17 protein-coding genes are annotated in these 16814 nt (G+C 75.2%); 10 read left to right on the top strand and 7 right to left on the bottom strand.

The window, feature by feature from the left end; translation table 11 throughout:
- Window positions 1-5: 5 nt before the first annotated feature.
- Complete coding sequence (locus F593_RS0114290; protein WP_022929433.1) at window positions 6-1097, bottom strand: hypothetical protein; 1092 nt, start codon at window positions 1095-1097, stop codon at window positions 6-8.
- Window positions 1094-1636 carry an RNA polymerase sigma factor gene (locus tag F593_RS25425; protein WP_022929432.1) on the bottom strand — a complete coding sequence of 181 codons (543 nt, stop codon included), beginning with the start codon at window positions 1634-1636 and terminating at the stop codon, window positions 1094-1096. Before F593_RS25425 ends, F593_RS0114290 begins: the two co-directional genes overlap by 4 nt.
- Before the next feature lie 307 nt (window positions 1637-1943).
- Here F593_RS25425 and F593_RS29955 point away from each other — a divergent pair, with 307 nt between their 5' ends.
- From F593_RS29955 to F593_RS25415, 4 genes are all read left to right on the top strand, one after another.
- Entirely contained in the window at window positions 1944-2111 is a 168-nt protein-coding gene (locus F593_RS29955) for a hypothetical protein (RefSeq protein ID WP_022929431.1), read from the top strand.
- A gap of 104 nt (window positions 2112-2215) precedes the next feature.
- Window positions 2216-2803 carry a sugar O-acetyltransferase gene (locus F593_RS25420; protein WP_022929430.1) on the top strand — a complete coding sequence of 196 codons (588 nt, stop codon included), beginning with the start codon at window positions 2216-2218 and terminating at the stop codon, window positions 2801-2803.
- A 40-nt stretch (window positions 2804-2843) separates the two neighbouring features.
- Entirely contained in the window at window positions 2844-3194 is a 351-nt protein-coding gene (locus F593_RS0114270) for a zinc ribbon domain-containing protein YjdM (RefSeq protein ID WP_022929429.1), read from the top strand.
- A gap of 93 nt (window positions 3195-3287) precedes the next feature.
- A complete protein-coding gene (locus tag F593_RS25415) occupies window positions 3288-4358 on the top strand; it encodes an ATP-binding protein (RefSeq protein ID WP_022929428.1) in 1071 nt (356 codons plus the stop codon).
- Between the two features lie 28 nt (window positions 4359-4386).
- Here the strand turns inward: F593_RS25415 and F593_RS0114260 are convergent, their stop codons facing one another.
- Window positions 4387-5067 (bottom strand): response regulator transcription factor, encoded by a 681-nt coding sequence (locus tag F593_RS0114260; protein WP_028721692.1) that lies wholly within the window; start codon window positions 5065-5067, stop codon window positions 4387-4389.
- A complete protein-coding gene (locus F593_RS0114255; protein WP_022929426.1) occupies window positions 5057-5416 on the bottom strand; it encodes a response regulator in 360 nt (119 codons plus the stop codon). Before F593_RS0114255 ends, F593_RS0114260 begins: the two co-directional genes overlap by 11 nt.
- 177 nt (window positions 5417-5593) lie before the next feature.
- Between F593_RS0114255 and F593_RS0114250 the strand changes: the two genes are divergently transcribed.
- Entirely contained in the window at window positions 5594-8365 is a 2772-nt protein-coding gene (locus tag F593_RS0114250) for a helix-turn-helix transcriptional regulator (protein WP_022929425.1), read from the top strand.
- A gap of 18 nt (window positions 8366-8383) precedes the next feature.
- Here F593_RS0114250 and F593_RS0114245 read toward each other — a convergent pair whose 3' ends face one another.
- Together F593_RS0114245 and F593_RS25410 are read right to left on the bottom strand one after the other, a co-directional pair.
- The gene (locus tag F593_RS0114245; RefSeq protein ID WP_022929424.1) at window positions 8384-8956 is read right to left on the bottom strand and encodes a hypothetical protein; all 573 of its coding nucleotides are present in this window, start codon (window positions 8954-8956) and stop codon (window positions 8384-8386) included.
- A 10-nt stretch (window positions 8957-8966) separates the two neighbouring features.
- Window positions 8967-9902 (bottom strand): dihydrodipicolinate synthase family protein, encoded by a 936-nt coding sequence (locus tag F593_RS25410; protein ID WP_022929423.1) that lies wholly within the window; start codon window positions 9900-9902, stop codon window positions 8967-8969.
- Window positions 9903-10137: 235 nt separating this feature from the next.
- Here F593_RS25410 and F593_RS0114235 point away from each other — a divergent pair, with 235 nt between their 5' ends.
- Window positions 10138-11208, top strand: a complete 1071-nt coding sequence (locus F593_RS0114235) for a zinc-dependent alcohol dehydrogenase (protein ID WP_022929422.1) — start codon at window positions 10138-10140, stop codon at window positions 11206-11208.
- Between the two features lie 32 nt (window positions 11209-11240).
- Window positions 11241-11753 (top strand): GNAT family N-acetyltransferase, encoded by a 513-nt coding sequence (locus tag F593_RS0114230; RefSeq protein ID WP_157251822.1) that lies wholly within the window; start codon window positions 11241-11243, stop codon window positions 11751-11753.
- Between the two features lie 64 nt (window positions 11754-11817).
- On the opposite strand, the gene F593_RS0114225 is transcribed toward F593_RS0114230, so the two are convergent.
- Window positions 11818-12780, bottom strand: a complete 963-nt coding sequence (locus F593_RS0114225) for a carbamate kinase (RefSeq protein WP_022929420.1) — start codon at window positions 12778-12780, stop codon at window positions 11818-11820.
- 149 nt (window positions 12781-12929) lie between these two features.
- On the opposite strand from F593_RS0114225, the gene F593_RS0114220 reads away from it, so the two are divergent.
- From F593_RS0114220 to argF, 3 genes are read left to right on the top strand one after another with little or no spacing between them, the layout of a single operon-like run.
- On the top strand, window positions 12930-14471 hold the full coding sequence (locus F593_RS0114220) for a YfcC family protein (protein WP_022929419.1): 1542 nt from the start codon (window positions 12930-12932) through the stop codon (window positions 14469-14471).
- Window positions 14468-15772, top strand: a complete 1305-nt coding sequence (locus F593_RS0114215) for an arginine deiminase (protein WP_245540808.1) — start codon at window positions 14468-14470, stop codon at window positions 15770-15772. The genes F593_RS0114220 and F593_RS0114215 overlap by 4 nt, the downstream gene beginning before the upstream one ends.
- Window positions 15773-15777: 5 nt before the next feature.
- Window positions 15778-16773, top strand: a complete 996-nt coding sequence (gene argF, locus F593_RS0114210; protein ID WP_022929417.1) for an ornithine carbamoyltransferase — start codon at window positions 15778-15780, stop codon at window positions 16771-16773.
- The last annotated feature ends 41 nt before the right edge of the window (window positions 16774-16814 follow it).

Genomic DNA, 16814 nt, shown 5'->3' with positions numbered 1-16814 from the left:
GCGGGTCAGCCGCCGCGCCCGTCGCGAGCCCGCGCGGCGCGCTCGCGATTCGCGCGTCGGGCCCGGGCGGCGCCCTCGCGGTTCTCCGCCGCGGTCCGGCGCTTGATGGATCGGCGCAGCTCGGCCTGGGTCATGTCCGTGGTGTCCTTCGGCGGGCGCGCCGGACGGATCTCGAGCAGCCGCCGGGTGGCGGCGTTCAGCGGCAGCCGCTCGTAGCGGAGGAAGTCGAGCTGGTGGGCCGACGGGGAGGACCACATCCAGCGCCGCATGTCGCGTCCGCGGGGAGTCGGCGGTCCGCCGCGGCGCAGCACCCGCCGGGTGACGATGGAGCGCACGGGTCGGAACGTGTCGGCGTCCACGGCGTAGAGCACGGTGGTGACGTCGGTCCCGCCGCGCCCGTGCTGCGTCGAGGTGCCGCTGAAGGTGCGGACCCGCCGCCCGTTCAGCGTGGTCGCTCCGCGGGAGGTCAGGCGGCCGGCGGCGAGCATGCCGCGGAGCGTCTGGACGGGGTCGCCGCCGCCGAGGTTGCGGTCGCTGATCGGCGTCAGACGGGCGGAGGACCGCAGGGAGTAGCCGCGAACGGTGTCCAACGTGTCGTTCTGCTCGACGTAGTAGGACGTCGTGCCGTTGTTCCACGCCGACTGGGTCGGCCCGTCGACCGGGATCCCCCGTCGCCCGTCGTAGGTCTGGCTGCACCGCGGCCCGTTCGGCGCGACGGGCAGTACCGCGCGCCACCGGTTGAGTCGCTCCGACTGCCAGACCTCGGTCGTGCCGGTCGGCGGGCACGGGAAGAAGGACCGCGACACCGGCGGCGGCCGCAGGCCCGGCCGGGCCTGCACCACGCGATCCCGCACCACGTAGTGCACGAGCTCGTCCGGCGTGCCCAGCGCGGCCTCCGCCCGCCCCAGCACGTCGACCGGCGAGCGCCCCGGCGCGCCGAGGAGCAGCACGAGGACGGCCGCCGCCAGCGCCGCGCCGAGGCCCGTGATCAGCAACGGCCGGGTGCGGTGCTGCCTCGTGCGCCGTCCGGGTGCGGTGCGGAGCGCGCGGCCCATCGCCTGCAGATGCGCGTCGTAGGGATCGTGCTCGGGCGTCACGGGGACGTCACCTCCAGGAGGGCCTGCCGGTCCAGCAGTCGGCCGAGGGCGTTGAGGCCGCGCGAGACGCGGGCGCGCGCGGCGGGTTCGGAGATCGCCAGCAGACGGGCGACCTCGGGGTAGGGCAGATCGTCGACGACGCGCAGCTCCACCGCACGCCGCGTGTCGTCGCCGAGGGTCGACAGCGCCTGCACCAGCTCGGCCCGGACCGCGTCCAGGCCGGCGCGGTGCTCGATCGCGGCCAGCAGCGGCGGGTCCGCCGGTGGACGCTCCAGGCCGATGCGGCGCACCGCGCGCTGCTCGGCGTACCCGCGGCGCAGATAGCGGGCGAGCTGCCGGCGGGCGATGCCCCACAGCCAGCCGGCCCGTTCGTCGTCGGTGCTCGCGCGGCACCGTCGCTGGGACGAGACGGCCTGCGCGAAGGTCTCGGACCACAGGTCGAGCGCCGTCTCCGGGTCCGCCGTCCGCCGTGCGAACCAGCGCAACAGGGGATCCCCGTGCTCGGCGTACAGCGCGTCGATGTCGACCCCGGTGGCCATCTGCCCTGCTCAGTTCCGCGACGCACGGATCTGTGACGGGCAGCCGTCGGCCCGCGAACCCCCACACATCGCGGAGGGGAGACTGCCACGCGCCAGGGGCGGGGGCGAGGGGGCGGCGGCGAGGGCCCACGCTGCGGCACCGGGCGGGGCGCCCACAAGGTGCACCGCAGCCGATCTATCGGCCGCCCGTACCCCCGCTGAAGGGGGCGAACGGTCGTTCCCCACCGTATGCGCAACCCGCTTCTCGGCCGCGGATGTGCACCGTACGGTTGAGGTCCGACCACGACCCGCCGACCCGGCCAGCACCATGAACCATCCACGCAGCACCCCCACGATCACCCTCCGTTCAGCCGCCCTCGCGGGCCTCGCCGGACCCGTCCTCGCCGCGGCGCTCGCCGTCGGCACCGTCGTCTCCGCGGAGACCTCGCACCGCGCCGACCGCGGGCCCGCGGTCGAGGTCGCGATCGTCCGCTGATCGGACCCCATGGCGGCCTCCGGCGCCGCCCGCCCGCCACGGCCCCCGACGTCCCCGTCCCCCGGACGTCGCCCGCCGCCGGTGCGCCCTGCGAGGATCGCGCCATGGGAGAGATGAAGGACCGGATGTTCCGCGGCGAGCTGTACCGCGCCGAGGACCCCGACCTGACCGCGGACCTGCACCGGGCCCAGGAGCTCCTCGCCCGCTACAACGCCACGCCGCTCGCCGACGAGGCCGGGCACCACGCGCTGCTCCGGGAGCTCCTCGGCGCCGTGGGAGAGGACGTCGTCGTTCGCCCGCCGTTCCGCTGCGAGTACGGCACGCCCGTGTCGATCGGGACCGCGACGTTCCTCAACTTCGACTGCCTGATGCTCGACGTCGCAGCGATCACCATCGGGGCGCACTGCCAGATCGCCACCCGGGTGCAGCTCCTCACCGCGACGCACCCGATCGACCCGGAGCCGCGGCGGCTGGGCTGGGAGTCCGGGGCGCCGATCGTGCTCGGCGACAACGTCTGGCTGGGCGCCGGCGTCATCGTCTGTCCCGGCGTCACGATCGGCTCGGACACCGTGGTGGGCGCGGGGTCCGTCGTCACGCGCGACCTGCCCGCCGGCGTGGTCGCGGTCGGCTCGCCGGCCCGGCCGGTGCGCGAGATCGACGCGCGCGACCGCGTCGAGATCCCGCGGCTCTAGGGCCCCGCGCGCCGGCGAGGCCGCCGACTACCCTGGCCGGATGAGCGTCGAGACCCCCGCCTGCCCGGCCTGCGCCAGCGAGTACACGTACGAGCTGAACGGCCTGCAGGTCTGCTCGATGTGCGCGCACGAGTGGACCCCCGGCGCCGAGGGCGGCGACGCGGAGGACGAGCGCGTGATCCGGGACGCCGTCGGCAACGTGCTCGCCGACGGTGACACCGTGACCGTCGTGAAGGGCATCAAGGTCAAGGGCGCCGCCGGGTCGATCAAGGCCGGCACGAAGGTGCGGAACATCCGCCTCGTCGACGGCGTCGGCGACCACGACATCGACTGCAAGGTCGACGGCTTCGGTCCGCTACAGCTGAAGTCCAGCATTGTCAAGAAGGCTTAGGACTCGCGACCGTCATGTGACGCATGGTCGTCGCGGCACGCAGGCGCCATCATGAGCGCCGAGCCGCCCAGGAGGGCGGATCCGTCCCCACGCATGGCCACCGCACACCCCGCCGAGCCCACGCCCATCCGTCGCCTGCAGCGCTCCCGGGCCACCGGGATCGTGGCGGCCGTGCTCGTCGTCACCGCCGTCACGCTGGCGCTCTACCCGCTGCAGCAGGTCGACCCCGGGGTCTCGAGTGGCGTCCTGTACGTCCTCGGCGTCCTCGTGCTCTCCGCGACCTGGGGCCTGATGCTCGGGCTGGCCACGTCCGTCGCCAGCGCGCTGGCGCTCTGGGTGTTCCACACGAACCCGAGCGCCGGGTTCCACGGGGTGGAGGCGGACGACGTGGTCGCGATCGTCGTCCTGCTCGTGACGGAGATCGTCGCCGCGGTGCTCGCCGACCGCGCCCGCATGCGCGCCCACGAGGCCGAGGTCCGGCTGGACCTCGAGAGCGAGCTGCGCCGGCGCGACGTCGAGCGGGTGCGCGTCCGCGAGCTGCAGGCGTCCCGCGCCCGCGTGCTGGCCGCAGGCGACGAGGAGCGCAAGCGCGTCGTCCGTGACCTGCACGACGGTGCGCAGCAGCGGCTCGTCCACACCGTCGTGACCCTCAAGCTGCTCCAACGGGCGACCCAGCACGGCGACGCGGCGGAGGGGCGGGTACTGCTCGACGACGCGCTGTCCCACGCGGGGGCGGCGATCGAGGAGCTCCGCGAGCTCGCCCACGGGATCCTGCCCGCCGTCATCGCGCGCGGCGGCCTGCTCGCCGGCGTCCAGGCGCTGGCCGACCGTACGGCGATCCCCGTCGCGGTCGAGGTCGACGACCGGCGCATGCCGACCTCTGTCGAGGCCACCGCGTACTTCGTCGTCGCCGAGGCGCTCACGAACGTCATCAAGCACGCCGAGGCGACGCGCGTCGTCGTCCGGGCGTGCATCGGGCCCGACCACGTCGCGCTCGAGATCGAGGACGACGGGGTCGGTGGCGCGACGGCGGACGGGCCCGGGCTCACCGGCATCTGTGACCGCCTCGCCGTGCTCGACGGGACGATGGAGGTCGACAGCCCGCCCGGGGGAGGCACGACGCTGCGCGCGCGGATCCCGTTCGCGCCCGACGACGGCGGCTGAGCGCGCGGCCCGGGCGCCGCCGGCCGGGTCAGCCGCGCCGGTTGTGCAGGTACGTCAGCACGGCCAGCACGCGGCGGTGGTCCTCACGCGCCGGGCGGATCCCGAGCTTGGCGAAGATCGCCGTCACGTGCTTCTCGACGGCGGCGTCCGTGACGACGAGGGCGGCGGCGATGCCGGCGTTCGACTTGCCCTCCGCCATCTCGGCGAGGACGTCGCGCTCACGGGGGCTGAGCTTGTCGAGCGGGCCCTCGGTGGTGCGCCGGCCGAGCATGCGGCCGATCACCTCGGGGTCGAGCGCGGCGCCGCCAGCGGCCACGCGCCGCACCGCGTCGGTGAACGCGTCGACGTCGCCGACGCGCTCCTTCAGCAGGTAGCCGACGCCCTCGGCACGGTCGCCGATCAGGTCGACGGCGTAGCGCTCGTCGTAGTACTGGGAGAGCACGAGGACGCCGATCTGCGGATGCCGGCGCCGCAGCTCGATGGCGGCGCGCAGCCCGTCGTCGACGTCGCCCGGCGGCATCCGCACGTCGATGACGACGACGTCCGGCTGGTGGGCGACGGCCTTGCGCAGGAAGTCGTCGGCGTCGGCGGCCTGGGCGAGGACCTCGAACCCGCTGCCCGCGAGCAGGCGGGCGATGCCCTCGCGCAGCAGGACGTCGTCCTCGCCGATGACGACCCGCACCGGGGTCGCTGGGCGCTCACCCACCATGGAGGAGCAGGTCGAGGCCGGCACCGGGCAGCTCGTGCTTCGGCACGAACCCCGAGGCACCCAGGCGACGCGCGGCGTCGGGGCTCGTCGCGTCGGGGTCGGTCGACGTCAGGACGATCCGCGGGTGCCACGAGAGCGCGACGAGGTCGCCGGCGAGGCTGACCCCGTCGCGGTCGGGCAGCCCGACGTCGACGAGCACCGCGTCCGGGCGCAGGGCGTTCGCGGCGTCCGCGCCGTCGCCGGCCGTCCCGGCCTCGCCGACGACGTCGAGACCCCCGTGCACCATCACCCGCCGGGCGAGCGCACGGAAGGCCGGGTCGTCGTCGACGATGAGGACGCGGATCGCCATCGAGTCGAGCGTACGGCAGCGCAGGGGCCGACGCCGGCGATGGTAGGGCTGGCCCTACCCGGGTCGTGGGCTGGCCGTCGCGGCTCTCGGGGGGACCCTTCTGGCGGGCCCCGGGCCCGGCGGCGAAGGTGGCGGAGCACCACCGCACCACCCCGATCGTCCCCCGAGAGGCCCTCCATGTCCACGCAGCTCCGCCCCACCGATCCCGTCGCGCTCACCGACGCCATCGCCGTCGCGGGCTCCGGGCGACGGGCGCCGGCGCCCGCCGCCACGAGCGGTCCCGAGCCCGGGTTCCCGGCCGGCACCCTCTACGGTCGGGGCCGCGAGCTGCAGCTCGTCGACCGGATGATCCTGCGCCCCCAGGAGCAGCCGTGGCTCGTCTTCTCCGGCGAGCCCGGCAGCGGCCGCACCGCGCTGCTGCAGGCGGCGGAGCGCCGCGCCGACCGCGCCGGTCACGGCGTCGTGCACGTCACGTGCGGGGCGGCGCGGCGTGACGCGACGGCACTCGCCGACCTCGGGTTCGCGCTCGGGATGGAGAACGAGGGCGGGGCGACCGCCCTGGCGCGCGGGCTGACCACCGCGGCGAGCGAGCGTCCGCTGGTGGTGCTGGTCGAGGACGCCCAGTGGCTCGGGCGCCGCGGATGGGACGAGCTCGCCCGGGTCGCGGCGCTCACCCGCAGGGAGCGCGTCGCCGTCCTCGCGGTCACGGACGAGCGGCGCGACGCGCACGGCACCGGGCTCCCGGTCGTCGCGCTGGAGGGCATCGACGACGCCGCCGCCGGGGCGCTGCTGGACGCGATGCGCCCGCGCCTCCCCGGGATCGTCCGCGAGCGCACGCTCGCCGCGGCCGGCGGCAACCCGCTCGCCCTCGTCGAGCTGGCGCGTCGGCCGATCGAGGCGTGGCAGCGGCTCGGCGTGCGCGCCCCGGCCGCGCTCCCGGTGAGCGACCGGCTCCGCGACGCGCTGACCCGTCGCCTCGAGGCGCTGGGCCCGCTGACCCGCGCGGTCGTCCTCACCGCGGCCGCCAACGACGGCGCGTCCGTGGGCGAGGTCGTCGCCGCGACGTCGCTCGTCACGGGCGCGCCCTCCGGGCAGGTGGTCGCCTCCGTCGCCCTGGCCGTCGCCCACGACGAGCTGCTCGAGGCGGACGGACGCCTGCGGTTCCGGCACGAGGCCGCACGGGCGGCCGTCTACGCGGCGGCGGGCCTCGACGCCCGCCGGGCCGTGCACCTGGCGCTCGCCGACGTCGTGGGGCAGCGCCCCGAGCGCCGGGCGTGGCACCGCGTGACCGCGACGCTCGGCGCCGACGAGGCCGTCGCCGACGCCGCGTACGCCGCGGCGACCGCGGCCCGCTCCCGCGACCGGCTGCTCGACGCGCTGGCGCTGATCGAGCAGTCCGCCCGCGTCACCGCCGAACCGCGAGTCCGGGTGGACCGGCTGCTCGAGGCCGCGGAGCTGGCGCACGCCGTCGGGCGGCCCGACCGCGCCGCCGAGCTCGCGGGCCGCGTGCGCTCCTCCGCCGCCGCGACGGACGCCGACCGCCGGCGCCTCGAGGCCGTCCGGGCACGATTCCACCTGCGGCGCCGCGACCGCGCGGCGGTGGAGGAGCTGCTCGGCGACGTCGAGGCGCTGGGCGCCGCCGGCGAGCGCGCGCTCGCCACCAGGTTGCTCGTCGACGTGGCCCGGGACCTCCAGGGCCGACCCGGCGCGGGCCCCGGCCGCGCCCGGGTGGTCGCCCTCGCCGACCGCCTGGGGACCCCGGCGCAGGAGCCGCTGCTGGCGGTCGCGCTGACCGCCGCCGCGCCGGCCCGCGGCCCCGAGGCCCTGCGGGCGGCGACGGCCGCGACCGACACGCAGGCGCTGTCGACGGAGACGCGCGTCCTTCTCGCCGGGGCCGCCATCGACGCCGCCGACGACGCGCTGGCCGCCGCGCTCCTGGATTCCGCCGTGACCGACCTGCGGGCCGACGGCCACGTCGGTCTGCTCAGCGAGGCGCTGCGGCTCCGGGGCTGGACGGCGGCCCGGACCGCCACGGTGGCCGCGGCCCGCGCCGACCTGGCCGAGGCCCGGACGCTCGCCGAGGCCTACGGGCACACGCGCGTGCTGGCGCGGCTGCCGGCGCTCGAGGCGCTGCTGGCGGCGCTCTGCGGCCGCGCCGGCGAGGCCGACCGCCTCGCCGCGGAGGCCGAGGGTGCGCTGGCCGGCTGGCCCGCGGCGCGGGCCGAGCTCGAGCTCGTGCGCGGCCTGGCCCGGCTGGGGGAGCGCCGCCACGCCGAGGCGTTCGAGCGCTTCGAGCGCCTGTGGGAGATGGGCGACGGCGACGTGGTGCCCGTGCAGGCCCGGCGGGTCGTGGCGGAGTACGCCGACGCCGCGCGGCACGCCGGGGCCTGCGACCGCGCCCGGGCCCGGCTCGCCGCCCTCGCGTCGGCCGGGGGCGTCCACGCCGCGGGCCTGGCGCTCGCGCACGCACTCCTCGACGAGACCCCCGAGGCCGCCGGCCCGCTCGGCGTCGCGCTGGCCGCGGCCGCCGACGACGTCCCGTTCCGCCGCGGGCACGCGCACCTCGCCCTCGGGGAGTGGCTGCGCCGCGAGCGCCGTCGCCGCGACGCGCAGGCCCAGCTCGAGCTCGCCCGCGAGGCGTTCGCCGTCTGCGGCGCCTCGGCGTGGGAGGACCGCGCCGCCACGGAGCTGCGGGCGGCCGGCGCCGCCACGGTGCACCGGGCCCCGGACCAGCTCGACGACCTGACCGCCCAGGAGCTGCAGATCGCCCGGCTCGCGGCCGAGGGGCTCAGCAACCGCGAGATCGGCGCGCGGCTCTACCTCTCGCACCGCACCATCGGCTCGCACCTCTACCGGGTCTTCCCGAAGCTCGGCATCACGAACCGCACTCAGCTGGGCCGGGCGCTGGCCGAGCTCGGGGTGGAGGCGGACGGGGTCGCGGCGGGCTGATCCCCCGCCGGACGGCCGTCAGCGGCGGGTCGTCCGGGGCCCGGCGGCCGGCCACTCCAGCGCCAGGCTCTCGCCGGCCGGGAGGGCCTCCCAGCGGACGCTCGCATCCCGCAGTTCGAGGCAGGCGGACGCGAGGGCGGAGGCCGTCGTGCCTGATGCCCACCAGCGGTCCCCGACGGCGCGGCGCAGCGCCGCGAGCTCCCCGGGGGTCACTGGTGAGGGCCCGTGTGCCAGGCAGCGGTCGGCGACGGCCCGGACGAGCACCTCGGCCTGCCGCAGCGTCTCGCCCTGCGGATCCGTCTGCGCCTTCGCGCGCCGCAACGCGTGCGGGGGCAGGCGACCGACGAAGGAGGCGTTCTGGACGATCCCGCCGCCCGCGAGGACGCCCCACAGCCCGGCGTCGAGGCCGAGCCGGCGTTCGACCACGAGGTGCGCGATGTCGTGCGGGACCCGGCGCGCGGGGCCGCCGACGACGTTGTAGCCACCGCCGTCGAGCTCGACGACGACACCGTCCGCGCGGTGCAGCACCGAGCGGTAGCGGGTGCCGGTGCCCTTCAGCACGTCGATGCGGGTGACCGAGGCGCGCCCCACGGCATTCCCCTCAGGCGGTCGATCCGGTGTCGGCCGGCGTCAGCCCGCGCAGCGCGGCGCGCAGCGGCAGCCGGTCGGCCTCGGGCACGCCGGCCAGCGGGCGGGGGAGGCTCGGTGCCCGGATGAGGCCCAGCTCCTCGGCGATGGCGGCGCTCACGCGCAGGCCGCCGAAGCGGGCCAGCAGGTCCCACACGACGCCGAGCTGCTCCGTCTCGTGGTCCGCGGCCTCCGTGTCCCCGGCCCGCGCCGCGCGTGCCAGAGCGACGAACGGCCCGGGCACCGTTCCGGCCAGCGACGAGTACCAGGCGTCGCAGCCGGCCAGCAGCCCGCGGACGCCGGCGGCGTCGCCGCTCACGCCGATCGTCACGTGCTCCGGGATCAGCGCCCGCAGGCGCCCGACCCGCTCGCGCGCCGCGGCCGGATCGGCGGGCACGGGCGGGATCTTGATCGACCCCACGCGGGGCAGGCGGGCGATCGCGGCGTGCACCTCGTCCGAGAACGTGAACCGCGTCGTCGTCGGGTTGTCGTAGACGCAGAGCGGCACGGAGAGGTCGTGCGTGACGTCCTCGTAGAGCCCGAGCACCTCGTCGTCCGAGAGCGGCTGGTACGACACCGGGGCGAGCATCACCGCCGCGGCACCCGCGTTCTGCGCGTCCTCGGCCAGGCGCAGCACCTCGGCCGTCGAGACCGCGCTGATCCCGACGATCACGGGGACGGGCCCGGCGTGACGCACCGCGATGCCGGCCACGCGGGCGCGCTGCTCGCGGGTGAGGTAGGCGGCGCTGCCCGTGCTGCCCAGCGCCCCGACGGAGTCGACCCGGGCGTCGCGCAGCCTCCCGACGAGCCGCACGACGGCGGACTCGTCGACCCCCGCGCCGACCATGGGCGTCAGGGGGAACGCGCTGAGCCCGGTAAAGAGCGGGTTTGCGGGCGGGGGGACGGTCACGGCAGCTGCATCTTCGCGGGCCGGGCGGGCCGGGGCGAGCGCGATCGTCGCACGAGCACCCGGCGGACGCCGCGGCCCGACCTTCGGGCTCGCGGCGGGAGGCCGTCCGGGGGCGGCCCGGGGGCGGACTACGGACGCCGGGGCGGGCGCGCCCCGGATGCCACGACGGGTCGACGGGGCGAGGCTGTGGAGGACCCGGCGGTCCCGCCGCCGGCCACCCACCCAGGAGCAGACCATGAAGGCCGCCGTCGTCCACCAGTTCCGCGCCCCGCTCTCGGTCGAGGACGTCCCCGTGCCCGAACCGGGGCCCGAGCAGGTCCTCGTGCGGGTCGAGGCCTCGGGGCTCTGCCACACCGACGTCCACGCCGCCCACGGCGACTGGCCGGTCAAGCCGGAGCCGCCGTTCGTGCCCGGCCACGAGGCCGTCGGGATCGTGGAGCGGCTGGGGGAGGGCAACGCGCACGGGCTCGAGGTCGGCATGCGGGTCGCGGTGCCGTGGCTGGGCTACGCGTGCGGGGACTGCCGGTTCTGCAACTCCGGCCGCGAGACGCTGTGCGAGGCCCAGCAGAACACGGGCTACTCCGTGGACGGCGGGTTCGCGGAGTACGTCGTCGGATGGGCCCGCCACGTCGTGCTGGTCCCGGACGGCGTCGATCCGGCCGACGCGGCACCGCTGACCTGCGCGGGCGTGACGACCTACAAGGCCGTGAAGGAGTCCGGCTGCACGTCCGCGAGCCGCATCGCCGTCTTCGGCGTGGGCGGCCTGGGCCACATGGCCGTCCAGTACGCCCGCATCACCGGCGCCGAGGTCATCGCCGTCGACCTCAACGACGCACGCCTGGAGACGGCGCGCGAGCTCGGCGCGTCGCACACGATCAACCCGCGCACCCAGGACCCGGTCGCGGCGATCCAGGCCCTCGGCGGCGCGGACGCCGCGATCGCCACGGCCGTCAGCCCGAAGGCGTTCGAGCAGGCGTTGGGGTCGCTCGCACGCGGCGGGACGCTCGTCTGCGTCGGGCTGCCGGCCGACAACGAGATGGGCCTCCCGATCTTCGAGACGGTCCTCGGCGGCCTGACCGTGAAGGGCTCCATCGTCGGCACGCACCAGGACCTCGTCGAGGTCTTCGCGCTGCACCGCCGGGGCCTCACCCGCGTCGAGCGCTCCGAGGTGGCGCTCGAAGACGTCAACGAGGCGATCGCGGCGATGCTCGACGGCTCCGCCGGCACGGCGCGCACCGTCTTCCGCATCGCCCCCGACGCGACGACGGACCAGAGCGCGCCCGCGGCGGCCGGGGCCGCGTCGTGACGCCCGCCCCCGATCCGGGCGTCCCACCCGTCATGCGCCGGACGACGCTGCCCGACGGCGAGCCCATCGCCCTGCGCGACGTCGGGGTCGACGACGAGGCGGTGCTGCACGGGCTGCTCGAGCGGGTGACGGGCGACTCGCGGTGGTTCCGGTTCTTCTCGGGCGGCGCCGACATCGACGCCGCCGCGCACCTCGGCGCCACGACGGACGGCGTGCGGAGCCTCGGGTTGCTCGCGACGACCCTCGACGGTCGGGAGGTGCTGGGTCACGGGATGTGCCTGCCGATGACGGAGGACACGGGCGAGATCGCGTTCGAGGTGGCCGATGGCCATCACCGCCGGGGGATCGGCAGCGTCCTCCTGCACGACCTCGTCGCGCAGGCCGCTGCGGCCGGCTACCGCGAGGTGGTTGCGGAGGTGCTGGCGGGCAACCGCGACATGCTCGACATGCTCGCCGCGTCGGGCCTGCCGCAGCGCCGGAGCATGCAGGACGGGATCTGGGAGGTCCGGATCGCGGTGCCGGCTCCGCCCGACGCTCCCCGCTGACCCGCGGCACGAATCCGTGGCGCCGGGCCGCGGGGCCAGGCCGCAGCGCTGACCCGCGCCGCGGTCAGGCGACCGCGGCCGCGGCGGCGTACTCCACGGCGTCGCCGTCGTGCCGCACCTGGGTGCCGTGGGTCCCGGCCACGAGCCCCTCCAGGTCCTCGAGCCGTCCGATGGCCGCCCGCCGGCCCGTCTCCTCCACGAACCGGCACACCGCCTCGACCTTCGGGCCCATCGAGCCGCCCGCGAAGGACTGCTCCCGCAGCCACTGTGGCGTGGCCGCGCTCACCGCCCGCTGCTCCGGCGTGCCCCAGCCCACGTACACCGCGTCGACGTCCGTGGCCAGGGCGAGCACGTCGGCTCCGAGCTCGCGCGCCAGCAGCGCGGAGGCGAGGTCCTTGTCGATGACGGCCTCGACGCCGCGGTGGCCCGTGCCGTCGGCGACGACGGGTACGCCGCCGCCCCCGGCGCACACGACGAGGAACCCGCCGTCGACGAGCCGGCGGATCGCGCCGAGCTGCACGATCTCCAGCGGGTCGGGGGACGCCACGACCCGGCGCCACCACTGCCCGTCCGGGCGGACCTCCCAGCCACGCTCGTCCGCCAGCGTCCGGGCGCGCTGCTCGTCGTAGACCGGGCCGATGAACTTCGTCGGCGCGCGAAACGCCGGGTCGTCGGCGGCGACGAGCACGCGGGTCACGACGGTGACGGTGTCCTGGTGGTCGATCACGTTGTCCAGCGCGAGCTCGACGACGTAGCCGATCTGGCCCTCCGTCTCGGCGTCGAGCACGTCGAGCGGATAGGGCTCGCCCTCCCCGTAGGCGTCCTCCTTGAGCGCCAGGAGGCCGACCTGCGGGCCGTTGCCGTGGGTGACGACGAGCCGGTGGTCGGCCGCGACCGGCGCGAGCATCGCGGCGGCGTCCTGCGCGGCCTGGAGCTGGTTGGCGGCGCTGGGGGCGGCGCCGCGGCGGAGCAGGGCGTTGCCGCCGAGCGCGGCGACGACGAGGGGGCGGGGGGCCGAGGGGTCCATCACTGCATCGTCACCCGGCGGCGGTCGAGGACAGGCAGGGTTTTCCCGCAGACCTGGTGAGGCGGACAGCCCTTCCGCCGGGCACCCCCGACGGCGAGAGTCCGCCCTGCGCCGCGCGTCCCGCCGGCGCGCATCGAACCGGAGCAGACATGTCGCAGGACGCCGCACCACCGGCCACCGCCCAACAGGACCCGCCCGAGGGGCGCCCCCGGCGCTTCCCGACCGCGTTCACCGTCCTGACCGGCGTGCTGCTCGTGGTCTGGCTGCTCTCGTTCGTCATCCCGTCGGGCGCCTACGACACCGACCCGAAGACGGGCGGGCCCGTCCCGGGGACCTACCACGAGATCCAGACCGACAAGTCGGTGCCGCACCAGTTCTACAAGCTCTGGAACGCCCCGACGAACGGGCTCTACGGCATCGAGAACGAGCGCGGCAACGTCAGCGTCGACAACTCCGGCAGCCTCTACGGCGCTGCGCAGATCTTCCTGTTCGTGCTCGCGATCGGCGCGTTCATCACCGTGACGATGAAGACGGGGGCGATCCAGACGGGCATCGCCCGGCTGGCGCTGCGGTTCCGACGAAGTCCTCAGATCCTCATCGTCGTCCTGATGTCCGTCTTCGCCCTCGGGGGCACCGCGGAGGGCATGTGGGAGGAGACCCTCGGGTTCTTCGCGCTGCTCGTGCCGCTGGCGCTCGCGCTCGGCTACGACCGGATGACGGGCGCCGCGATCATCTTCCTCGGCTGCGGCTCGGGCGTGATCGCGTCGACCGTCAACCCGTTCGCCACCGGGGTCGCCTCTGACGCCGCCGGCATCGGCGTGGGCGACGGGATCTTCCTGCGCCTGGCCATGTGGGTCGTGCTCGTGGGCGTCGCCATCGCCTACGTCCTGCGCTACGCCAACCGCGTGCGCAAGGACCCGTCCCGCTCCGTGCTCGGCCCGGACGGCACCTCGTCCGCCGGTCTGCCGGTGGCCGACGACGTGGCCGGCGAGGTCCCGCCGCTCACGCGCCGCCAGGGGATCGTGCTCGGCCTCTTCTTCACGTCCTTCGCGGTGATGATCTACGGGTTCATCCCGTGGGGCGACATCTGGACCACGATCTTCAGCGCGGACTTCCCGCTGCCGACGTTCGAGTCCTTCTACTTCGCCCAGGCCAGCGTGCTCTTCATCGTCATGGCCGTCGTCATCGGCCAGGTCGCGAAGCTGGGCGAGAACGGCACGGTGACGACGATGGTCGCCGGCGCCTCCGACTTCCTCGGCGCCGCGCTCATCATCGTGGTCGCCCGCGCGGTCACCGTCGTGATGAAGAACTCCGCGGTCACCGACACGCTGCTGCACTGGACGGAGAGCGCCGTGACGGGCACCTCGAGCGGCGTCTTCGGCGCCGTCGCGCTGCTCGTCAACCTGCCGATCGCGTTCCTCGTCCCGTCGTCCTCGGGTCACGCGGCGCTCGTGATGCCGATCTTCGCGCCGCTGGCGGACTTCGCCTCCGCGCCGCGCTCGATCTCCGTCACCGCGTTCCAGAGCGCGTCGGGACTCGTGAACCTGATCACCCCGACGTCCGCGGTGATCATGGGCGGCCTCGCGCTGGCCCGCATCGACTACCACCACTACCTGCGCTTCGTGCTGCCGTACTTCGGCATCGCCCTGGTGCTCTGCCTGGGCTTCGTCGCCCTGGGTGCCGCGGCATGAGCGTCTCCTCTTCCCACCCCTCGGCCGCCGGCGCCAGCGCCAGACCGGCCGGATCCCTCACCACCACCGAGGTCCACCCCATGAAGTTCAGCGTCGACTCCGAAGTCGGAACCCTCCGCAAGGTCATCGTCCACCGTCCCGGGCTGGAGCAGCGGCGCCTGACGCCCGCCAACGCCGAGGAGCTGCTCTTCGACGACGTGATCTGGGTGCGCAAGGCGAAGGAGGAGCACGCGGCGTTCGTGGGGCTGATGGAGGACCGCGGCGTCGAGGTCTTCGACGCGGAGGACCTGCTGCTCCAGACGCTCGAGGCGCAGGCCGGCAAGGAGTGGCTGCTGGACCAGGTGCTGCAGGAGCGCCGCGTCGGGCAGTACCTCGCCCGCAGCGCCCGCGAGTGGGCGACGACCGCGAGCGCCCGTGACCTGTCGAACTTCCTCATCGGCGGCATGACGAAGGACGAGCTCGAGGGCGGCGCGGGCCTGTTCTACGACTCGTCGCGGCCGGACGACATGATGCTGCCGCCGCTGCCGAACTTCCTCTTCCAGCGCGACCCGTCGTCCTGGATCTACGGCGGCGTGACGCTCAACCCGATGACGAAGGCGGCGCGTCGTCCCGAGACGGCGATCATGGAGGCGATCTACCGCTTCCACCCGATGTTCGTCGAGGCCGGCGGCGTGCCCGTGTGGTTCGGCGGCGTCGAGCAGGACTGGGGAGCGTGCACGATCGAGGGCGGCGACGTCCAGACGATCGGCAACGGCTGCGTGATGATCGGGATGGGGGAGCGCACCACCCCGCAGTCCGTGGGCATCCTCGCCCGCACGCTGTTTCAGCAGGGGGTCGCGACGAAGGTGCTCGCCGTCCAGCTGCCGCCCTCGCGCTCCTACATGCACCTCGACACGGTGCTGACGATGGTCGACCGGGACGTCGTCACGCTGTACCCCAAGGTCGTCAACGACGACGTCCGCGTCTGGACGCTGCAGCCCGGCGACGAGGGGGCCCTGCCGGTCGTCGAGCGCTTCCCCGGCACGATCCTCGAGGCGATGGCCGACGCGCTGGGGGTCGAAGAGATCCGCACCGTCCCGACCGGCGGCGACGCCCCCGAGCAGGCGCGCGAGCAGTGGGACGACGGCAACAACGTCGTCTGCCTCGCTCCCGGCGTCGTGGTCGCCTACGAGCGCAACGTCGACACGAACGCCCGCCTCGAGGAGGCCGGCGTCGAGGTCCTGACGATCGACGGCTCCGAGCTCGGCCGCGGTCGCGGCGGCTCCCACTGCATGACCTGCCCCATCTCCCGCGAGGCCTGAGACCGATGTTCAACCTGCGCAACCGCTCCTTCCTGAAGGAGCTCGACTTCACCCGCGAGGAGCTCTCCTACCTCCTCGACCTCTCCGCGGCCCTGAAGACCGCGAAGTACGCCGGCACCGAGGTGCCGCGCCTGAACGGCAAGAACATCGCCCTGATCTTCGAGAAGACGTCGACCCGCACCCGCTGCGCGTTCGAGGTCGCCGCGCACGATCAGGGCGCGCACGTCACCTACCTCGATCCGACGGGCTCGCAGATGGGCCACAAGGAGTCGACCGCCGACACCGCCCAGGTGCTCGGGCGGATGTTCGACGCGATCGAGTACCGCGGCTCGGGCCAGGAGCACGTCGAAGAGCTCGCGGAGTACGCGGGCGTGCCGGTGTTCAACGGCCTGACGAACGAGTGGCACCCGACGCAGATGCTCGCCGACGTCCTGACGATGCGGGAGCACGCGGGCCGCCCGGCGCACGAGATCGCCTACGCGTACGTGGGTGACGGCCGCTTCAACATGGGCCGCTCGCTGCTCATCACCGGCGCGATCCTCGGCGCCGACGTGCGGCTCATCACCCCGGCCGAGCTGCGGCCGCCGGAGGACGTGATCGCCACCGCCCGCGAGCTCGCGAAGACCTCCGGCGCCCGGATCACGATCAGCGAGGACGTCGCCGACGTGCGCGGCGTGGACTTCGTCCACACCGACGTGTGGGTGTCGATGGGCGAGCCGAAGGACGTCTGGACGGAGCGCGCGCGCCTGCTGGCGCCCTACCAGGTCAACGCCGAGCTGCTCGCCCGCACGGAGAACCCGCGCGTGCGGTTCATGCACTGCCTGCCCGCGTTCCACGACTCGAAGACCGTCGTCGGCGCGCAGATGGCCGAGGCCACCGGCATGCACGACGGCCTCGAGGTGACGGACGAGGTCTTCCGCTCGCCCGCCAGCGTCGTCTTCGACCAGGCCGAGAACCGCCTGCACACCATCAAGGCCGTGCTCGTGGCCACGATGGCCTGAGCGCGCGCACCGACCGCGCCGGCGCGGTCGGCTGCGGTCCC

Source organism: Patulibacter americanus DSM 16676 (assembly GCF_000420025.1).
GTDB lineage: Bacteria > Actinomycetota > Thermoleophilia > Solirubrobacterales > Solirubrobacteraceae > Patulibacter > Patulibacter americanus.
The sequence above is the reverse complement of the archived record's forward strand: the minus strand, read 5'-3'. Positions and strand labels throughout refer to the sequence as shown.

Bases quoted from the DNA above. Each gene is read 5' to 3' on its own strand.
- F593_RS25425 (WP_022929432.1), bottom strand. From the start codon at position 1,636: ATGGCCACCGGGGTCGACATCGACGCGCTGTACGCCGAGCACGGGGAT.
- F593_RS29955 (WP_022929431.1), top strand. From the start codon at position 1,944: ATGAACCATCCACGCAGCACCCCCACGATCACCCTCCGTTCAGCCGCC.
- F593_RS25420 (WP_022929430.1), top strand. From the start codon at position 2,216: ATGGGAGAGATGAAGGACCGGATGTTCCGCGGCGAGCTGTACCGCGCC.
- F593_RS0114270 (WP_022929429.1), top strand. From the start codon at position 2,844: ATGAGCGTCGAGACCCCCGCCTGCCCGGCCTGCGCCAGCGAGTACACG.
- F593_RS25415 (WP_022929428.1), top strand. From the start codon at position 3,288: ATGGCCACCGCACACCCCGCCGAGCCCACGCCCATCCGTCGCCTGCAG.
- F593_RS0114260 (WP_028721692.1), bottom strand. From the start codon at position 5,067: ATGGTGGGTGAGCGCCCAGCGACCCCGGTGCGGGTCGTCATCGGCGAG.
- F593_RS0114255 (WP_022929426.1), bottom strand. From the start codon at position 5,416: ATGGCGATCCGCGTCCTCATCGTCGACGACGACCCGGCCTTCCGTGCG.
- F593_RS0114250 (WP_022929425.1), top strand. From the start codon at position 5,594: ATGTCCACGCAGCTCCGCCCCACCGATCCCGTCGCGCTCACCGACGCC.
- F593_RS0114235 (WP_022929422.1), top strand. From the start codon at position 10,138: ATGAAGGCCGCCGTCGTCCACCAGTTCCGCGCCCCGCTCTCGGTCGAG.
- F593_RS0114230 (WP_157251822.1), top strand. From the start codon at position 11,241: ATGCGCCGGACGACGCTGCCCGACGGCGAGCCCATCGCCCTGCGCGAC.
- F593_RS0114225 (WP_022929420.1), bottom strand. From the start codon at position 12,780: ATGGACCCCTCGGCCCCCCGCCCCCTCGTCGTCGCCGCGCTCGGCGGC.
- F593_RS0114220 (WP_022929419.1), top strand. From the start codon at position 12,930: ATGTCGCAGGACGCCGCACCACCGGCCACCGCCCAACAGGACCCGCCC.
- F593_RS0114215 (WP_245540808.1), top strand. From the start codon at position 14,468: ATGAGCGTCTCCTCTTCCCACCCCTCGGCCGCCGGCGCCAGCGCCAGA.
- argF (WP_022929417.1), top strand. From the start codon at position 15,778: ATGTTCAACCTGCGCAACCGCTCCTTCCTGAAGGAGCTCGACTTCACC.